The sequence below is a fragment of the Pseudomonas japonica genome, from assembly GCF_013522925.1.
GTDB classification, from domain to species: domain Bacteria; phylum Pseudomonadota; class Gammaproteobacteria; order Pseudomonadales; family Pseudomonadaceae; genus Aquipseudomonas; species Aquipseudomonas japonica_A.
Genome location: NZ_JAAMQU010000011.1, coordinates 194725 through 211437, shown reverse-complemented (window position 1 = coordinate 211437; position 16713 = coordinate 194725). Strand labels below are relative to the sequence as shown.

17 protein-coding genes are annotated in these 16713 nt (G+C 61.8%); 11 read left to right on the top strand and 6 right to left on the bottom strand.

Annotated elements, in window-relative coordinates:
- The first annotated feature begins 57 nt into the window (after positions 1-57).
- From G7016_RS18390 to G7016_RS18375, 4 genes are read left to right on the top strand one after another with little or no spacing between them, the layout of a single operon-like run.
- Complete coding sequence (locus tag G7016_RS18390) at positions 58-633, top strand: DUF4129 domain-containing protein (protein ID WP_181117159.1); 576 nt, start codon at positions 58-60, stop codon at positions 631-633.
- Positions 630-1703 (top strand): DUF4350 domain-containing protein, encoded by a 1074-nt coding sequence (locus G7016_RS18385; protein ID WP_181117158.1) that lies wholly within the window; start codon positions 630-632, stop codon positions 1701-1703. Before G7016_RS18390 ends, G7016_RS18385 begins: the two co-directional genes overlap by 4 nt.
- Complete coding sequence (locus tag G7016_RS18380; RefSeq protein ID WP_181117157.1) at positions 1700-2680, top strand: AAA family ATPase; 981 nt, start codon at positions 1700-1702, stop codon at positions 2678-2680. The genes G7016_RS18385 and G7016_RS18380 overlap by 4 nt, the downstream gene beginning before the upstream one ends.
- Before the next feature lie 11 nt (positions 2681-2691).
- Positions 2692-3882, top strand: a complete 1191-nt coding sequence (locus tag G7016_RS18375) for a DUF58 domain-containing protein (RefSeq protein ID WP_181117156.1) — start codon at positions 2692-2694, stop codon at positions 3880-3882.
- On the opposite strand, the gene G7016_RS18370 is transcribed toward G7016_RS18375, so the two are convergent.
- Both G7016_RS18370 and G7016_RS18365 read right to left on the bottom strand, forming a co-directional pair.
- Complete coding sequence (locus tag G7016_RS18370) at positions 3851-4210, bottom strand: PilZ domain-containing protein (RefSeq protein WP_181117155.1); 360 nt, start codon at positions 4208-4210, stop codon at positions 3851-3853. The genes G7016_RS18375 and G7016_RS18370 overlap by 32 nt on opposite strands.
- Positions 4211-4344: 134 nt before the next feature.
- Positions 4345-4719 carry a tetratricopeptide repeat protein gene (locus tag G7016_RS18365; protein WP_181117154.1) on the bottom strand — a complete coding sequence of 125 codons (375 nt, stop codon included), beginning with the start codon at positions 4717-4719 and terminating at the stop codon, positions 4345-4347.
- A gap of 156 nt (positions 4720-4875) precedes the next feature.
- On the opposite strand from G7016_RS18365, the gene pyk reads away from it, so the two are divergent.
- From pyk to G7016_RS18330, 7 genes are all read left to right on the top strand, one after another.
- Positions 4876-6327, top strand: a complete 1452-nt coding sequence (gene pyk, locus G7016_RS18360) for a pyruvate kinase (protein WP_181117153.1) — start codon at positions 4876-4878, stop codon at positions 6325-6327.
- A 122-nt stretch (positions 6328-6449) separates the two neighbouring features.
- Positions 6450-7277 carry an STAS domain-containing protein gene (locus G7016_RS18355; protein ID WP_181117152.1) on the top strand — a complete coding sequence of 276 codons (828 nt, stop codon included), beginning with the start codon at positions 6450-6452 and terminating at the stop codon, positions 7275-7277.
- Positions 7278-7287: 10 nt separating this feature from the next.
- Complete coding sequence (locus G7016_RS18350) at positions 7288-7710, top strand: STAS domain-containing protein (RefSeq protein WP_181117151.1); 423 nt, start codon at positions 7288-7290, stop codon at positions 7708-7710.
- On the top strand, positions 7670-8068 hold the full coding sequence (locus tag G7016_RS18345; protein ID WP_308812192.1) for an ATP-binding protein: 399 nt from the start codon (positions 7670-7672) through the stop codon (positions 8066-8068). Before G7016_RS18350 ends, G7016_RS18345 begins: the two co-directional genes overlap by 41 nt.
- A complete protein-coding gene (locus tag G7016_RS18340; RefSeq protein ID WP_181117149.1) occupies positions 8059-9039 on the top strand; it encodes a SpoIIE family protein phosphatase in 981 nt (326 codons plus the stop codon). Before G7016_RS18345 ends, G7016_RS18340 begins: the two co-directional genes overlap by 10 nt.
- Positions 9032-10798 (top strand): ATP-binding response regulator, encoded by a 1767-nt coding sequence (locus G7016_RS18335; RefSeq protein ID WP_181117148.1) that lies wholly within the window; start codon positions 9032-9034, stop codon positions 10796-10798. Before G7016_RS18340 ends, G7016_RS18335 begins: the two co-directional genes overlap by 8 nt.
- The gene (locus G7016_RS18330) at positions 10788-11912 is read left to right on the top strand and encodes a hybrid sensor histidine kinase/response regulator (protein WP_181117147.1); all 1125 of its coding nucleotides are present in this window, start codon (positions 10788-10790) and stop codon (positions 11910-11912) included. The genes G7016_RS18335 and G7016_RS18330 overlap by 11 nt, the downstream gene beginning before the upstream one ends.
- Positions 11913-11936: 24 nt before the next feature.
- Here the strand turns inward: G7016_RS18330 and hemB are convergent, their stop codons facing one another.
- The 4 genes from hemB to cyoE form a co-directional block, all read right to left on the bottom strand.
- A complete protein-coding gene (gene hemB / locus G7016_RS18325; RefSeq protein WP_181117146.1) occupies positions 11937-12911 on the bottom strand; it encodes a porphobilinogen synthase in 975 nt (324 codons plus the stop codon).
- 18 nt (positions 12912-12929) lie between these two features.
- Positions 12930-14093, bottom strand: coding sequence for a cyclopropane fatty acyl phospholipid synthase (gene cfa, locus G7016_RS18320; protein ID WP_181117145.1), 1164 nt, complete (start codon positions 14091-14093; stop codon positions 12930-12932).
- A 332-nt stretch (positions 14094-14425) separates the two neighbouring features.
- Complete coding sequence (gene alaC, locus G7016_RS18315; RefSeq protein ID WP_181117144.1) at positions 14426-15667, bottom strand: alanine transaminase; 1242 nt, start codon at positions 15665-15667, stop codon at positions 14426-14428.
- Positions 15668-15820: 153 nt separating this feature from the next.
- Positions 15821-16711 carry a heme o synthase gene (cyoE, locus tag G7016_RS18310; RefSeq protein ID WP_181117143.1) on the bottom strand — a complete coding sequence of 297 codons (891 nt, stop codon included), beginning with the start codon at positions 16709-16711 and terminating at the stop codon, positions 15821-15823.
- Positions 16712-16713: the final 2 nt, after the last annotated feature.

Sequence of the window (16713 nt, the reverse complement as noted above, 5' to 3'; positions counted from 1 at the left end):
CCATGAATGGCCATGCCGCTGAACGGACTCCCTCCCCCTCCTCGCCTGGCCGCGGCAATGCTCCTCTTACTGCCGCTTGCAGGCCATGCCGAGCCAGCCGCTCCACTTTTGAGTGCAGAGGCCGCGAGGGCCACCATCGGCCGCCTTTTGAACGCACCCGCCTTCACTGGCCATCTATTCTCCACGGGCGAATTGGCTGCCGGGGCGGCGGTCGCTTTTCTGAGTGCACTGGCGCTGGTCATGAGCGAGCGGGCAAAACGCAGAAAAGCCGCACCGGTGTGGCCAGGCCCTGCGTATAGCGCCATGACGCCGCCAACGGACCTCACGCCGGTGATCGATACCGCCGAGCGTGAATGGCCAGCCTCTCCACAGGCGGCGCTGGACCTTCTGTACCAGGGGTTGCTTGCTCGCCTTGCCACGGATTACCACCTTCACATCCCGCTCAGCGCGACAGAGCCAGAGGTGCTCGCACGCGTCGCGAGCCTGAGGCTAGGGGCACTCGAAGATTTCACCCACCGGTTGATCCAGCAGCGGCAGAGCGCTGTCTATGCCGGCATGCCACCCGATGACGCCGCATGGGCCGCCCTTGTCACCACCTGGCATCGGCTGTTCCCCACCGATGTGAAGGCATGAAGCGGCTAGCCGTCGCGGCGTTGCTGATCATCACGGGGCTGTTGCTTCTAGCCGCCCTACGGGCGCACCGCGATGCAGACCCGTACCTGGCCGCTGAACGGTTTTTGCGCGAGCAAGGGCTGCACGTGACCCGAACCCAGGACCTGGCGCCCCTGAGCCGGGTCCCTCCGGTGGATTTAAGCGTAATGTTGCTCGGTGACCGTGAATACATGAGCCCCAGCCAAGCCCAGACATTGATGGCATGGGTGTATGCCGGGGGGCGCTTGCTGGTGACAGTGCAAGGGTATTGGGCGCCAGGCCGTGGCGCAGCCGACCCGCTGCTGGACCCGCTCAATATCCGCTTGCTCGATGCCTACGCGAGCGCCGGCGGCGCCCCGGTTTCCGCGCGCACCACCCTCACCGCGATGTATCTGGAAAGCGAGCAGGCGCCTCTGCTGATGGGCTTCGCTCCGGGGCGGCACCTGGAGGACGCGGACGACCTGGCGCAATCCTGGGCCAACAGCCCGCAGGGCACTCACATGCTGCAACTTACCTTGGGCGCTGGAACCCTTACGGTGGTGAGCGACACCGCGCTGTGGCGCAATCGCGCCATCGGCCAGTTCGATAACGCCTGGTTGCTGTGGTACCTCAATCAAGGCCGCCATGTGGTGATGCAGTACCGGGAGGCTACCCCTCGCGCAAGCGTGCTTCAACAGCTCGCCACCTACCCCGCTACACTTGCCAGTGCGGTATTGCTGTGCGGACTTCTGGCGTGGGCCACCGCCGTCCAATGGGCGCTCCTCAAACCAAGGCCCCGGGCCGCCCGCACAAGGCGCCCGCACCCAGGGCACCCTACGGAGCAGGCACTGCTTCGCAGCCTGCGCGAAGACATCCACTGGCGGGCCAGCCACCGCTATCCCGGGTTCGCTCACTGGTCGGTCGCTGAGCAGTGGCACCTGCTGGCCAGACTCACCGCAACCTCTACCGCGCGCATTGCCGAGGCCATGCGACCACCGGCGGAAAAAGCTCACGCAGGCCTGTCCTTCGAACAGCAGGTGGCGCGGCTTCAAATCATCAGGAATGCCCTATGACCGACAACCTCAGCGCCCCATCGCCTGATACAGGCGGCCCGGATACCGTGCCCGCAAGCAGTGCATCGCTCGCCGCGTGGGCGAACGAACTCAACACGGCGCTGGTCGGCCAGCCGGCGGTTATCGAAGCGCTGCTGATTGGCTTGCTTGCGGGGGGCCATGTACTGCTGGAAGGCCCACCCGGCTGCGGAAAGCGGACCGCCGCGCGCGCGCTGGCCGCTTCCTTTGGCGCCGCGTTCAGCGAAGTACCCTGCCTGCCCGCACCGGCTGTAGCAGCGCTGCATCCGCGGCAGGGCACCAGCGGCGAGGCCAGCGCAACCGGGCAGGTACTGCTGGTTCACGGGTTGGAGCAGGCCGACCTGGACACCCAGGCGGCACTTGGCCAAGCCCTGCGGGCGGCGGCGGAGGACACCCTGGAACTTCCCCCCAGCCAAGTCGCCCCCTTCCTGCTCATTGGCTGTCGTCATCCACTGGACAGCGCTGGGGTGACACCATTGAGCGAGTCATTGCTCGACCGTTTCATGCTGGCGGTACCGGTGGGCTTTCCAGGCATGGAAGACGAAACTCGCATGGTCCGCGAGGTCAGCCTTTCGCCCTTCGATGACATGCTTGCCGTTGCGGCGCCGCAGCGCCTGTACACCTTCGCCCAGGTGGTCAGGCTGCGCGCCAGCCGAGCCGAGGTTCGAGTGGATGAGCGATTGGTTGACTACGCGGTACGGCTGGTGCGAGCAACGCGCTACGGGCCGCGCCTGAGTACCGGCGCCGGGCCACGCGCTGCCATTGCCCTGGTGCGCTGTGCACAGGCTCGTGCTTTGCTGCAAGGCCGCGACCACGCGCTACCGGAGGACATCAAGGCGTGCGCACCAGCCGTGCTGCGCCACCGTGTTCGATTGGCCGTCAGCCAGCGCGTAGAGGGTATTGCGCTGGAGCAGGCGCTGGCCGAGCAGCTGGATCAGGTGGGCGCTCCCCGCCCATGAGGCATAGACGCATGATCCGCCCACGCTATCGCGTGTGCATCCTGGCCGCCGTGTTGCTCGGGCTGGCCCTGGCTACCGAAGGCACCGGGCTCAACGGTGCGTTGCTTGCCATTGCCTGTGCCACAGCGGTTGCGCTGAGTGCGATCGATATCGGCTGGGCATTGCGGCGTCCGCCACAAGTGCTTGAACGGGAACTGCCAGGCCGGCTCGCCATTGGCGAGGAGCAACTGATATGGGTCACGCTGCAAAATCCCCACGCCCGCCCCTTGCGGGTTCGCTACAGCGAACCGCTTGAGACGGAGCGCAGCGCCCGCTTGTCAGGCCTGCCCCGACTGCTGACCATTCCTGCCAGGCACCGCGCCCGGTTTGCCTATGGGCTACGCCCCATAAGCCGGGGCGCCTTCGGGCTGGACGCCTGCGAGCTCCATGTCAGTGGCCCGTTTGGGCTGTGGGAGGCGCGGCACTTGCATTCGTTGCCCCAGCGCAGCCGCGTGGGGCCGGCGCTTGGTGCACTCGAGTCCCTCGGCCACCATTTCCGGGTTGCCGGGCCAGCGCTCTCGGCCGATCTGGTGTTGTGGATCGATACCGGTCCATTCATGGCAAGTACCCGGCATGGCGAACGGCTCCTCGATCACGCCATTGACGCCGCCCTCGCGCTCGCCTGCCAGGCCATGGCGCAGGGCCAACGGGTTGCGTTGCATTTGGAGGGGGGTCAGGGGCGTGAGTACCTGAGCCCAGGCATGGGGGACGGTCAGCTACAAGCGCTGTACCAGATTCTGGAAGACCCACCGCTGAGCATCCAGCCTACCGATTGGGCAGCCAGTGCCACCAGCGTGCTGGAACACGCGGCCCGCCCCGCTGTTGTAGTGCTGCTCACTCGCCTGCCCCATGAAGCTGCTCAGGTAATTACTCCGCTGGCCGCGGTAGCCGCCGCCCACCGCCTGATCGTGGTGGATAGCGTCGAGCGCTCCATGCATCAGCAGGCGCGATCAGCCGTGCACGATAACGCATCGGCCCACGGCTACTGTATGGCCATGCAGGTACTTGCGGGACGGGAGCGTGTTTGCCTGGCGCTGGAAGCAATCGGGGCCAAGACCCTGGTGGCGCCTGGCACGCAACTCCCCGAGGCACTATTGGCCTGCTATGCGCGCTTGAGTGAAACGGAGCGCCTCAGGCCGAGGCGCTCAGGGGGAGAAAACTGAAGTAACGGCGCAGGGCGCCCACCAGTTGTTCGTACTCCACAGGCACCTGAAGCAGCATGAACCCTGAATCATAAAAGCCGGGCGTCGCGTCTTCCTGGCACCACAGGCAGCTGCCGGTGAGGTTGATCAACTGAATCTCGCCATCATGCGCAGGGACCTTCAGCTGAAGCTCAAAGTCAGGGCCAACCAGTAACGGCACGGTACTGATCAGCATCAACCCGGCTTCAGAGACGTTCCCCAGGTAACCGATCGGGCGGTCGGTATAGCGGTTATACACCTTGAGGTAGTACGGCAACTGGTGCCGCTCTATGCGTCGTTCGATATACATGGCGTATTCACTGTTTCGTAGCCGTATCATTCGGACCGGCACACAGCGCTTAAAGTGCCTTCCGATCCCAAGCTTGGCAAGAAGCTACCAGCAGGCTAGCACTCTGCCAGTAACTTTGCCTCCCAAACCCGCGCTTAGTTGCCCACCGGATGCGTCACCGCCGCGCCTTCCGTCGGGAATCGCCCCAGTTGCTCAAGCGTCTGCAAGCGCGCCTTCGCCCGGTAGGCGTACTCGCTGCCCGGGTACTGATAAATGATGAACTGGTACGTCTGGGCGGCGTCCGGGTAGAGGTTCTGCCGCTCCAGGCATTGCCCGCGCAGCATGGCGCTTTCCGGCCTTATATAAGGGCGGGCGCGGCTCTTTCTGTCTACTTGCGACAACTCCAACATGACCTTCTGACAGTCGCCGTCGTCATACGCTCTGTAAGCGCTATTCAAATGCTGATCCATCGACCAGCGGGTACATCCGGCCAGAGCGGCCAGCACCGTCAACACAATGAGGGTTCGCATGAAGATCTCCTTTACACCTGAAGTGTATCGGCCACCGGCCAGAATACTTCAACCCTGCGTGCGCCCCTCGCACCCGCTCAGGTAGTGCAAACCGTCGATGACTACAGCGGCTTTGAGGAGTAGCCTCTCACCGCGCGTCAATAAAGGAGCCAGTGCATGACCGTACGCCGTACAAAAATCGTCGCCACCCTCGGCCCAGCCAGTAATTCGCCAGAGGTACTGGAGCAACTGATTCTCGCCGGGCTCGATGTCGCTCGCCTCAACTTCTCCCATGGCACCCCGGACGAGCACAAGGCTCGCGCTCGCCTGATCCGCGATATCGCTGCCCGCCACGGCCGCCACGTTGCCTTGCTGGGCGACCTTCAGGGCCCGAAAATCCGCATTGCCAAGTTCGCCAACAAGCGTATCGAGCTCAAGGTTGGCGACCCGTTCACCTTCTCCACCACGCACCCTCTTACCGAAGGCAACCAGCAGGTGGTAGGCATCGACTACCCGGACCTGGTCAAGGATTGCGGCGTAGGCGACGAACTGTTGCTCGACGACGGTCGCGTGGTCATGCGGGTCGAGCGCGCGGACGCCGACGCGCTTCATTGCGTGGTACTGATCGGTGGCCCGTTGTCCGACCACAAGGGCATCAACCGCCGCGGCGGTGGCCTGACCGCGCCCGCCCTAACCGAGAAAGACAAGGCTGACATCAAGCTCGCAGCAGAAATGGACCTGGATTACCTCGCCGTATCCTTCCCCCGCGACGCCGCGGACATGGAATACGCGCGGGAACTGCGCGACGCCGCAGGCGGCACCGCCTGGCTGGTGGCCAAGATCGAGCGCGCCGAAGCCGTTGCCAACGATGAAAGCCTTGACGGGCTGATTCGCGCCAGCGACGCGGTAATGGTGGCACGCGGTGACCTGGGCGTGGAAATCGGCGACGCCGAACTGGTGGCCATCCAGAAGAAGATCATCCAGCACGCTCGCCGCAACAATAAAGCGGTGATCGTGGCGACCCAGATGATGGAGTCGATGATCCAGAACCCTATGCCTACCCGTGCCGAAGTATCCGACGTGGCCAACGCCGTGCTGGACTACACCGATGCGGTGATGCTTTCGGCTGAAAGCGCGGCGGGTGCCTACCCGATCGAAGCGGTGCAGGCCATGGCGCGGATCTGCCTTGGCGCGGAAAAACACCCCACCAGCAAGAAGTCCAGCCACCGCTTGTATACGCAGTTCTCCCGCTGCGACGAAAGCATCGCGCTGGCCGCCATGTATACGGCCAACCACTTCCCTGGCGTGAAAGCGATCATTGCGCTGACTGAGAGCGGCTATACCCCGTTGATCATGTCCCGCATCCGCTCCTCGGTACCGATTTTCGCGTTCTCGCCTCACCGCGCAACCCAGGCGCGCGTGGCAATGATGCGCGGCGTGTACACCGTGCCGTTCGACCCTTCAGCCTATGAAGTGGGCAAGGTCAGCCAGGCGGCGGTAGACGAGCTGCTCAAGCGCGGCCTGGTGGAGCAAGGCGACTGGGTGATCCTGACCAAGGGCGACAGCTACCACACCATCGGTGGGACCAACGGCATGAAGATCCTGCATGTAGGGGATCAGTTGGTTTAAGCCTGTCCAAAAGGGCTCTTCCCGTGGGAAGGGCCCCGCAGCCCAGTGCTTGCGCTTCTGTTTGTGCAGCCTTCTTGTTACTGTGGCTCGTTTTTCAGACGAACCCCCACAGGAAGGCTTTAATGACCGTCGCTGCGCTTGCTGAAATCTTCAAACAGAACGAAAGCGCTATCCTCGAGCAGTGGATCGAGATTCAGCGCCAGGCAGGGATCCGCTCGGATCTTATCGACGACCGCACCATGGTCGACAACTCCCGGGACCTGCTCAAGGCGTTCATACGCGCAGTTGCCGAGAGCGGTGACGACATCAACCAACCCGGCTGGGCACCGGTCAAGTCCCTGCTCGAGCGCCTGTCCCAGGCCCAGAGCCGCCAGGGCTTTACCCCGACCGAAACCGCGACCTTTATTCTCTCCCTCAAGGAACCAGTGTTTGCCTTGCTGACCGATGCGGGCAACGAACTGCTGACCGTGAGCCGGCTGATCGACAAGCTTGGCCTTTACAGCATGGATCGTTTCCTGTCCGGCCGTGAGGCGGTGATCCGTGAGCAGCAGGAAAGCATGCTGGAACTGTCCACTCCGGTGGTTCAGCTGTGGGCCGGCGTGCTGGCGGTGCCTCTGATCGGCTCGCTGGACAGCAACCGCACCCAGGTGGTGATGGAAGCACTGCTGCAGAAAATCGTGGAAACCGAATCCGACATCGCCATCATCGACATCACCGGCGTGCCTACCGTCGACACCATGGTTGCGCAGCACCTGCTCAAGACCATCACCGCAGCCAAGCTGATGGGCGCCCGTTGCATCATCAGCGGTATTCGCCCCCAGATCGCCGCCACTATCGTGCACCTTGGCGTGGAACTGGGCGACGTTGTCACCAAGGCTTCGCTGTCGGATGCCTTCCAACTGGCCCTCAAGGAGCTGAACGTTCGCCTCGTCAGCGCCAATCCACGCTGAGGTTCGCGTAATGGTCGACAAGATTCCGATTCTCAAGATGGGCCGCTACCTGTTGTTGAGCATCCAGGTAGACATGCATGACCAACTGGCCATGGACCTTCAAGAGGACCTGACCGAACAAATCGTTCGACACAGCGCCAAAGGCGTCCTTATCGATATCTCATCCCTGGAGATCGTCGATTCGTTCATTGGCCGCATGCTGTCCCACATCGCCAACGTCTCGAGAATACTCGATGCCAAGGTCATCGTCGTCGGCATGCAGCCAGCGGTAGCGATCACCCTGGTAGAGCTCGGGCTGTCGTTGTCTGGGATCGCCACTGCGCTCAATGTCGAAAAAGGCATGCGTTGGCTGGAAAAGAACGTGAACGATGATCTGGTCGCCGAGGTCGAGAGTGACGAACACAGAGACACTCCCGCTGAAACAGGAAACTGACATCGTCATTATCCGCCAACGGGTCCGCAAGGCCGCCGAAGAAGCGCGGCTTGGCCTGGTATCGCAGACGAAGATCGTGACTGCTGCCAGCGAAATCGCGCGTAACGCGCTGATCTACGGCGGCGGCGGTGAATGCCAGCTCGAACGCACCCAGCGTGACGGTCGCGCGGCCATAAGGCTGGTGGTTGCCGATCAGGGCCAAGGTATCGCCGACCTGGACCAGGCCATGGTGGACGGTTACACGTCTGGCGGCGGCCTGGGCCTTGGCCTGAGCGGTGCCCGCCGGCTGGTGGACCATTTCACCATTCAAACCGCACCTGGCGAAGGAACAACGGTGGAACTGTGGAAATGGAAGTAGACAGCCAGGCGTGCAGCCTGGTGCTCACGGTAGCAGACCTGGCCCATGTGGACGCGGCCCGCCGCGCGATCGTGCGCCAGGCCAGCCAGCTGAGCACCGACGAGGCGCTGCTGGGCAAGCTCACGATTGTAGTGCAGGAGCTTGGCCGCAACCTGGTGCTTCATGGCGGCGATGGGCAGCTGATCTACCGCCAGGGCCCCGATGGCTTCCACCTGCTTGCGGTGGACAATGGCCCCGGCATGGCCAACGTGAGCCAATGCCTGGCCGACCATTACTCCTCTATCGGTACCATGGGCGTAGGCCTGGGATCGGTGCGGCGCCTGTCTGACCATTTCGATATCTTCAGCCAGCCCGGCCAAGGCACCGTGGTGTATGCCAGCTTCCGCCTCGGGCCGGTCGAGCCTGGGTTGAGCCATGGCGCGGTATGCATACCCTACCCCGGCGAAACCGTAGCCGGCGATGGCTGGGCCGTGCTGGGCAATCGGGTGATGGTGTGTGATGGGCTGGGCCATGGCCACGCCGCCAACGCCGCCAGCGCACGGGCACGGGAAGTGTTTCTGCGGCACGACCCGAAGGTGCCGCTGGAGCAACTGATGGAGCAGTTGCACCGGGCGCTCATGTCTACCCGTGGCGGCGCCGTTGGCATCGCCGAGGTCAAGCCGCAGACCAGGCAGGTGCTGTATTGCGGCATGGGCAACATCGCCGGGCTGCTGCTCGCGGAAAAAAACCGCAGCATGGTTTCCAGCAACGGCACCGTTGGCTACCGGATAGGTCGAACAACTACCTTCTCGTATCCATGGGACCCCGGCACCGTGCTTATTCTATCCAGTGATGGCATCAAGACTCGCCTCGATACCGATCGCTATCCGGGGTTGCACATGCGCCACCCCGAGATCATCGCCGGGCTGCTGAGCCGCGACTTCGGTCGTCAGAACGACGACGCCACAGTGGTGGTGGCTCGAATTGACTGAGCTCCGGCGGCTGAGCAGCCTGCTGATCCAGGCTGAAACCGATGTAGTGACCTGCCGGCAATGTGCCAAGCAGATCGCCCAGTGGCTGGGCCTGCCCGCGCTGGACCAGATTCGCCTGGCCACCGCGGTGTCCGAGATCGCCCGCAATATCTACCAATATGCCCGTAGCGGCGCGTTTCACTTTTACCTGGGGCGGGATGCTCGCGGCAGCGTAGTGAGCATCATCTTCGATGCCGTTGACCAGGGCCCTGGCATTGCAGAGCTCAACCGTATCCTGGACGGTAGCTACGTCTCCCCTACGGGCATGGGCGTGGGCCTGCGGGGCGCACAGCGGCTACTGGAGCACTGGGATATCCAGACCAGCCCTGGGGGCACCCGCATTCGTGGCGGCAAGGCTGTGCATCCACCGCGCCCATTCCCGGACGACCGCCAGATCGAAACCTTGCAGCGTGACCTGGCCAGTGCTGGCGTGGCCGACCCCTTCGTGGCGCTTCAGGAACAAGGTTCGGACCTGCTCCTGACAGCGGCCGAGCTACAGAACAAACAGCGCGAGCTGGAAGCCACCAACCTGGAGCTGGAGACCACCAACAAAGGCGTGGTGGCGTTGTATTCGGAGCTGGAAAAAACAGCGCATGAACTTACCGCCGCGAGCGAGTCGAAGTCCCGCTTCTTCTCCAACATGACCCACGAGTTCCGCACCCCGATCAACATCATCGAAAACATCTCGAAGTTGTTGCTGACCGGTAGCGATGGCGAGCTCAATGCCGAACAGCTCAAGCAGGTCGGCTTTATCAGCGCGGCCGCCGGTGAGCTGGCCGAAATGGTCAATGAGTTGCTGGACCTGGCCGAAGCAGAATCCGGGCGAATGGAAGTGGTAGCCTCGGCGTTCTCGCTCGAATCGTTCGTGGAGCAGCTGCGTCAGTTCACTGCAGCGCTAGCGTTGCGTTATCCCCGCCTGAGCTGGGAAGTGATCTCTCCAGATCACCCGGTGATGCTGGAAACCGACCGCAACCGCTTGTTCCAGGTGATGCGCAACCTGATCAGCAACGCGTTCAAGTACACACCTGAAGGCTCGGTCACCGTACGGGTATTCCAGCCAGACGAAAAAACCATTGAAATGGTGGTCGAAGACACCGGTGTGGGTATTTCCGAGGAGAACCTGAGCCGCATCTTCGAAGAGTTCGCACGTATCCGTATGCCTGGCCTTACTCAGGTGCAAGGCAATGGCCTTGGCTTGCCGCTGGCACAGCGCCTGGCCGTGTTGCTGCGCGGTCAGATCCGCGTGAGCAGTGGCCTTGGCAAGGGCAGCCGCTTCAGCGTGGACATCGCCCGCTGCTTGCATGAGGAAGATGCCGACGATCTGGAAAACCTGAGCCTCGAAGGGCTGACAGTGTTGATCATCGACGATAACGAAGGCGACCGTTATCTGATACGGCGACTGCTGGAACCCTATAAACCTTTGATCATCGAAGCGACGTCCGCCGGTGACAGCATCGACAAGTTGCATGCAGTACGGCCTGACATCATCTTCCTCGACCTTGAGCTACCTGACATCTATGGTGCGGATCTGCTTGAAAGTATGGATTGGGCCATGCACGCCCGTGTGTTGATCAACACGGCCAAGCCGCTCAGCGACAGCGAACGCCTGGCGCTGGCTGGCCAGTGCGCGGGCGTGTTGCCGAAAGGCCAGGCGAACTACGCAGAGTCGGTACTGCGGCAAGTGCGGCGACTGTCAGGGAGCTTGCGGGATGCGAACTAGGCGGATTCTGATCATCGACGACATGCACGCCAACCGGTATGTGCTGCGCAAGATCCTTTCCAACGAGGCCACCTATGAAGTGCTCGAGGCCAGCAATGGTGCCGACGGCCTGGCCTTGATGGATGCTAGCGTGGACCTGGTGATCCTGGACATCAACCTGCCGGACATGAGCGGTTTCGAGCTCATCCGCGAAGCCGAGCGCAAGCTGGGCAGCGACCATGTGCCGGCAATCATTAATATCTCGGCCACCTTCATCAGCGGCTCCGACAAGGCCATGGGGCTGAACAAGGGCGCGCGGGCGTACCTCACCCACCCTATCAATGCCGACGAAATGCTGGCGACCATCGCCAGCCTGGTGAAGTCGGACAATCGCCTGGAGCGGGTGGAACGGCGCCGCCAGGTCGCCGTCGCTCGCAGCGAAAGCCTTAAATCCGAAAAGATCATGCTCGAGCGCTTCATGCGCTCGTTCAGCCATGACCTGCGCTCGCCGCTGGCAGCAGCGACCATGGTCACCGGGCTGATGAAGAAGAACCCCGCGCGGCGCACCGAAGAACTGCTGCAGATTCTCGAAGACAACCTGCGCCGCATCGATCGCATGATCGGCAACGTACTGGATATTTCACACGTGGCCATGGGCGGCGGCATCAAGCTCACGCCTGAGCCGTTGGTAGTGGGGCCACTGTTCGAAGACGCCCTCAAGAACCTGCGCCTGCAGATAGCGCAGCCTATCGAAGCACAGCTGGACGTGACCGACCTGGTAGTGACGTGGGACCGCAATGCATTTTTGCGGATACTCGACAACCTGGTGATCAACGCCAGCAAGCACGGTGACAGCGAAGCGCCCATCCATGTACGGCAGTGGCTGGAGGGTGGCGATATCTATTTCAGCGTTACCAACGTTGGCAGCTTCCCTGAGGAAGTACTGACCAACCTTGCCACGCCCTACTTCATTTCCACCCGTAGCGAAACCAAGGGCTGGGGGTTGGGCCTGCCCATTGTGAAGGCACTGTGCGAAAGCTGCGGTGGGCACGTAGCGTTCAATAACGCCGATGGCTTCGCTCAGGTAGCGGTGCGGCTTCCGCTTGTGTTGCACGGTGCCAACGGCCGCGAGTGAACGCGGCCGCGGGCAGTCGAGAAATCAGATCCCGTCGCGGGCGATGTCCATGGCGAAATAGGTAAGGATAAGGTCTGCGCCGGCACGCTTGATCGCACCCAGGCTTTCGCGCATCACACGCGCTTCGTCAATGGCGCCAGCCGCGGCACCGAACTTGATCATCGCGTATTCGCCACTTACCTGATAAGCCGCCAGCGGCAAGCGCGAGGCCTCGCGGATATCTCGAATAACGTCGAGGTAGGCACCCGCCGGTTTTACCATCAGCGCGTCGGCGCCTTCCTGCTCATCCAGCAACGATTCCCGTATCGCCTCGCGGCGGTTCATCGGATTCATCTGGTAGGCCTTGCGGTCACCTTTTAGCGCCGTGCCACCCGCTTCACGGAACGGGCCATACAATGCCGACGCGAACTTGGTGGAGTACGCCATGATGGACGTGCCATGGAAGCCTGCGGCGTCCAGCGCGCCACGGATCGCCTGCACCTGCCCATCCATCGCTGCGGAGGGCGCGATGAAGTCGGCGCCTGCCTGAGCGGCCACTACAGCCTGACGGCCGAGATTGACGAGGGTGGCATCGTTGTCCACCTCATCCCCGTGCACCACACCGCAGTGGCCGTGCGAGGTGTATTCGCAGAAGCAGGTATCGGACATCACGACCATTTCCGGCACGGTGTCCTTGCATATCCGGGCCATCCGCGCCACCAGGCCATTTTCGTTCCAGGTGTCGCTGCCGGTCGCGTCCAGGTGGTGAGATACGCCGAAGGTCATCACCGAGCGGATGCCCGCCCGCGCGTAGCGCTCGATTTCACCTGCCAGGCGAGACTCGGGAATCCGGTTCACGCCCGGCATGCTGGTGATCGGTACGAAGTCATCGATGCCTTCTTCTACGAAGATAGGCAATACCAGGTCCTGGAGGCGAAACTCTGTTTCCTGGAACACCGACCGCAGGGCCTCTGACCGGCGCAAGCGGCGGGGACGACTGACAGGGAACATATTGCTCATTGAAATACCTTTAGCTGATCAACTGACGCGCTCGTAGCCGCCGAGTACGCCTTTTTTCGACAGTACCCATTGCCAGAGCTGAATGTCACGCGCCCTGAACGCACCCGCGCAGGACAGTAAATAATATCGCCACATGCGGAAGAACCGGTCGCCCATCCGTTCGGCGAAGTGTGGCCACGCCGCTTCGAAGTTCTCACACCATGCCATGAGCGTCTTGTCATAGTCGGCGCCGAAATTATGCATGTCTTCGGCAACAAACAGCCCATCGATTGCATCGCCCACCTGGCCGATCGAAGGCAGGTCGCCGTTACGGAAGATGTACTTGTCGATCCACCGGTCTGGTGTGCTGTGGCGGCGGTTCTTGCCGATGGTATGAAGGAGGAACAACCCTTCGTCCTTCAGGCAGCGGTGAGCAGTTTCCATGTACACGCGATGGTTCTTGCGGCCCACATGCTCAAACATCCCCACACTGACGATGTGGTCGAACTGCTCGTCCACATCCCGGTAATCCTGGAGCCGAAACTCTATGGGCAGGTTGGAATAATGCGCCTTGGCCCAATCGCATTGCTCGCGAGAAATGGTAACGCCGACGCATTCCACCCCATAGTGCTCTGCGGCGTAGGACATGAAGCTGCCCCAGCCGCAACCAATGTCCAGCACCCGTTGCCCGGGCTGCAGGCGTAGCTTGCGGCAGATCAGGTCCAGCTTGGCGGTTTGCGCCTCGGCCAGGTCGCTGGCGTCTTTCCAGTAGCCGCAGGTGTAGGTCATCCGCGGGTCGAGCATTTTCTCGTAGAAATCATTGCCCAGGTCATAGTGCTGCTCTCCTACCTGCCACGCCCGATCCTTGTTCTGCAGGTTTACAAGCTTGGCCTTGACCGCGTGAAACAATAACGCCGCCGGGTTTACCATGTCTGCAACGCCTGCGCGCAACAGCCTGGCGAAGAACTCATCCAGATGCTCAGCCTCCCAGCCACCGCTCATATAGGCTTCGCCCAGTCCCAGATTGCCTTCGGCCAGGGCCTTGGCGGGGACACTGGGGTCTTTGAGGGTCATGTCCCAAGGCTGTACCCCATGCATGCCTATACCTGCCTTGGCGAGTAGCTCCTGGGCGAAGCGCAACGAGCTGGTGTGTGAATCGGCGGAAGCGGAAGAAGCGGGTGAACCAGAAAGCTTGGTGTGCATAGCTATCCCCTGTTCAAAACGTTCTATCTGAGCTAAGCGGATCTGGGCCTAAGGCAGGGAGAGTCAGTAGAGTCAGTCTAGTTGAGGCGCTGACAGCGGGATTCCAGCGCAACGGCCACTAAAGCGTAACAGCCATACGCCAGCTTCGCCTGTAGCCAAAAGCGAATGCCGTGATGGATTTTATTTATCAAGGGAGGGTAAACCGGCAACAGGCCAGCGCACAATGACAGCGGGAGAATAGTCCCTTGCTGAAGCGGCAATAATGAAAGCTGCCGCTTCAACTCAGCGCCATGGCCGAGGCATCACGAAGCCCCAACCAGATCGGAGCGTGCTTACTCTTGAATCGCCGCGCCCGGCGCCCTGGCTGGCTTGGGTAGCAAACCGTCAGCCCGGAACATCTGGCGGATGCCGCGCACGGCCTGACGAATTCGGTCCTGGTTTTCTATCAGCGCGAAGCGAACGTGGTCGTCGCCATAGTCGCCGAACCCGATACCCGGCGAAACACAGACCTTAGCGTCGGCCAGGAGCTTTTTGGCAAACTCCAGGGAGCCCAGCTGCGCATAGGCGTCGGGGATCTTCGCCCATACGTACATGGACGCCTTGGGGTTTTCAACCATCCAGCCGATCTCGTGCAGCCCTTTCACCAGCGTATTGCGGCGCTGCCGGTACTGTTCGGCGATGTCCAGCACGCATTGCTGGTCCCCTTCCAGCGCGGCAATGGCGGCCACTTGCAACGGTGTGAAGGTGCCGTAGTCGTGATAGCTCTTGATCCGCGCCAATGCTGCAACCAGCTCCGGGTTACCCACCATGAAGCCGATACGCCAGCCCGCCATGTTGTAGCTTTTGGACAGGGTGAAGAACTCCACCGCAATGTCCTTGGCTCCCGGCACCTGCATGATCGAGGGTGCTTTCCAGCCGTCATACACGATGTCGGCGTAAGCCAGGTCGTGCACCACCAGCACGTCGTAACGCTTGGCCAGCGCGACCACGCGCTCGAAGAAATCGAGCTCCACACATTGAGCGGTCGGGTTCGAAGGGAACCCCAGGATCATCATCTTTGGCTTGGGAATGGACTCGCGGATCGCCCGCTCCAGCTCGTTGAAGAAGTCCACTCCCGGCACCAGCGGCACGGAGCGCACCTGGGCGCCGGCAATCACGGCACCATAGATGTGGATCGGGTAACTGGGGTTGGGCACCAGTACCGTATCACCCTGGTCGAGCGTGGCGAGCATCAAGTGCGCCAGGCCTTCCTTGGAACCGATGGTGACAATGGCTTCGCTTTCCGGATCTATCTCTACCGCGTAACGGTCAGCGTACCAACGCGAGATGGCACGGCGCAGGCGGGGAATGCCCCTGGAGGTGGAGTAACCGTGGGTGTCTTCGCGTTGAGCAACGTTCACCAGCTTTTCAACGATATGGGGTGGCGTAGCCCCATCGGGGTTGCCCATGCTCAGGTCGATGATGTCTTCACCGCGACGGCGCGCGGCCATCTTGAGCTCGGCGGTGATATTGAAAACGTAGGGGGGAAGGCGATCAATGCGCGCAAAGCGGCGCGGCGAACGGAGTTCGGCCATGGTGTCCTCGAGGTACGTAAGCGCCCGGAACCGTCCGAGCGACGCTGGCCAGATCATTTGGCCTGGCCCGAAGATAGAGCCATCCCTGCCCTGTTGTCCAGTAAGCGCCCATAAAAAAACCGGGCGGCGCCCGGTTTTTTCACTCCACATACCTTACGGCAATGCAGAAGTCAGCAGCAGCCCAGCGGACGCCTTGAAGTCCACCGACATCATCACGCTGAGTGCGGTGATGGTGAAGATGGAAAACACGAACAGCTTGCGCGCCCATACTCGGTCGTCGGAGGCCTTGTAGCCTGTCCACGCCATATACAGCCAGTACATGCCCATGGCAGCCGCCACGGCCATGTAGCTCAACCCGGCGTAGCCGCCAAGGGTAAGCATCAGCGTAGCGAGCACGAACGCCAGGATGTAATACAGGATATGCCGTTTGGCTACCGGGATCCCGCGTTCCACCGGCAGCACCGGAATGGATGCCGCACGGTAATCGTTGAGGCGGAAGATGGCGATCGCATAGGAATGCGGCATTTGCCACAAGCTGAACATCACCAGCAAGGTAAGCGCGGCCATGTCGAAGCGGCCCGTCACCGCCACGTAACCGATTACCGGCGGCATGGCGCCCGAAAGGCTGCCTACCAACGTGCCGTGCACGGATCTGCGCTTGAGGTAGAGGCTATACAGCCCTACGTAGATCGCAAACCCTACCAGGCCCGCGAAGGCGGCCAGCGGGTTGGCCAGCTTGTAGAGCAGGCCGAACCCCAGTAGCCCCAGCACGGTCGCATAAACCAGCGCGACCTTGACGGAGATAATGCCTTGCACGATTGCACGATTGCGCGTGCGCTCCATCTTTACGTCAATATCGCGGTCGATGCAGTTGTTGAAAGCACAACCGGATGCAACGACCAGCGATGTACCAATCACCGTGGCAAGGAACAGGCCGAGATCGACATGCCCTTGCGCAGCCAGGAAGAAGCCGCCCGCCACAGAAAGCACGTTACCGAAAATGATCCCCGGTTTGGTGATTTGGATAAAGTGCTTAACGGACATGC

What these genes read in the sequence shown, in the direction of transcription:
- G7016_RS18365 (WP_181117154.1), bottom strand. Translation starts at nt 4,719, where the DNA reads ATGCGAACCCTCATTGTGTTGACGGTGCTGGCCGCTCTGGCCGGATGT.
- cfa (WP_181117145.1), bottom strand. Translation starts at nt 14,093, where the DNA reads ATGCACACCAAGCTTTCTGGTTCACCCGCTTCTTCCGCTTCCGCCGAT.
- G7016_RS18385 (WP_181117158.1), top strand. Translation starts at nt 630, where the DNA reads ATGAAGCGGCTAGCCGTCGCGGCGTTGCTGATCATCACGGGGCTGTTG.
- pyk (WP_181117153.1), top strand. Translation starts at nt 4,876, where the DNA reads ATGACCGTACGCCGTACAAAAATCGTCGCCACCCTCGGCCCAGCCAGT.
- G7016_RS18330 (WP_181117147.1), top strand. Translation starts at nt 10,788, where the DNA reads ATGCGAACTAGGCGGATTCTGATCATCGACGACATGCACGCCAACCGG.
- alaC (WP_181117144.1), bottom strand. Translation starts at nt 15,667, where the DNA reads ATGGCCGAACTCCGTTCGCCGCGCCGCTTTGCGCGCATTGATCGCCTT.
- G7016_RS18370 (WP_181117155.1), bottom strand. Translation starts at nt 4,210, where the DNA reads ATGTATATCGAACGACGCATAGAGCGGCACCAGTTGCCGTACTACCTC.
- cyoE (WP_181117143.1), bottom strand. Translation starts at nt 16,711, where the DNA reads ATGTCCGTTAAGCACTTTATCCAAATCACCAAACCGGGGATCATTTTC.
- G7016_RS18375 (WP_181117156.1), top strand. Translation starts at nt 2,692, where the DNA reads ATGATCCGCCCACGCTATCGCGTGTGCATCCTGGCCGCCGTGTTGCTC.
- G7016_RS18340 (WP_181117149.1), top strand. Translation starts at nt 8,059, where the DNA reads ATGGAAGTAGACAGCCAGGCGTGCAGCCTGGTGCTCACGGTAGCAGAC.
- G7016_RS18380 (WP_181117157.1), top strand. Translation starts at nt 1,700, where the DNA reads ATGACCGACAACCTCAGCGCCCCATCGCCTGATACAGGCGGCCCGGAT.
- G7016_RS18390 (WP_181117159.1), top strand. Translation starts at nt 58, where the DNA reads ATGCTCCTCTTACTGCCGCTTGCAGGCCATGCCGAGCCAGCCGCTCCA.
- G7016_RS18350 (WP_181117151.1), top strand. Translation starts at nt 7,288, where the DNA reads ATGGTCGACAAGATTCCGATTCTCAAGATGGGCCGCTACCTGTTGTTG.
- G7016_RS18355 (WP_181117152.1), top strand. Translation starts at nt 6,450, where the DNA reads ATGACCGTCGCTGCGCTTGCTGAAATCTTCAAACAGAACGAAAGCGCT.
- hemB (WP_181117146.1), bottom strand. Translation starts at nt 12,911, where the DNA reads ATGAGCAATATGTTCCCTGTCAGTCGTCCCCGCCGCTTGCGCCGGTCA.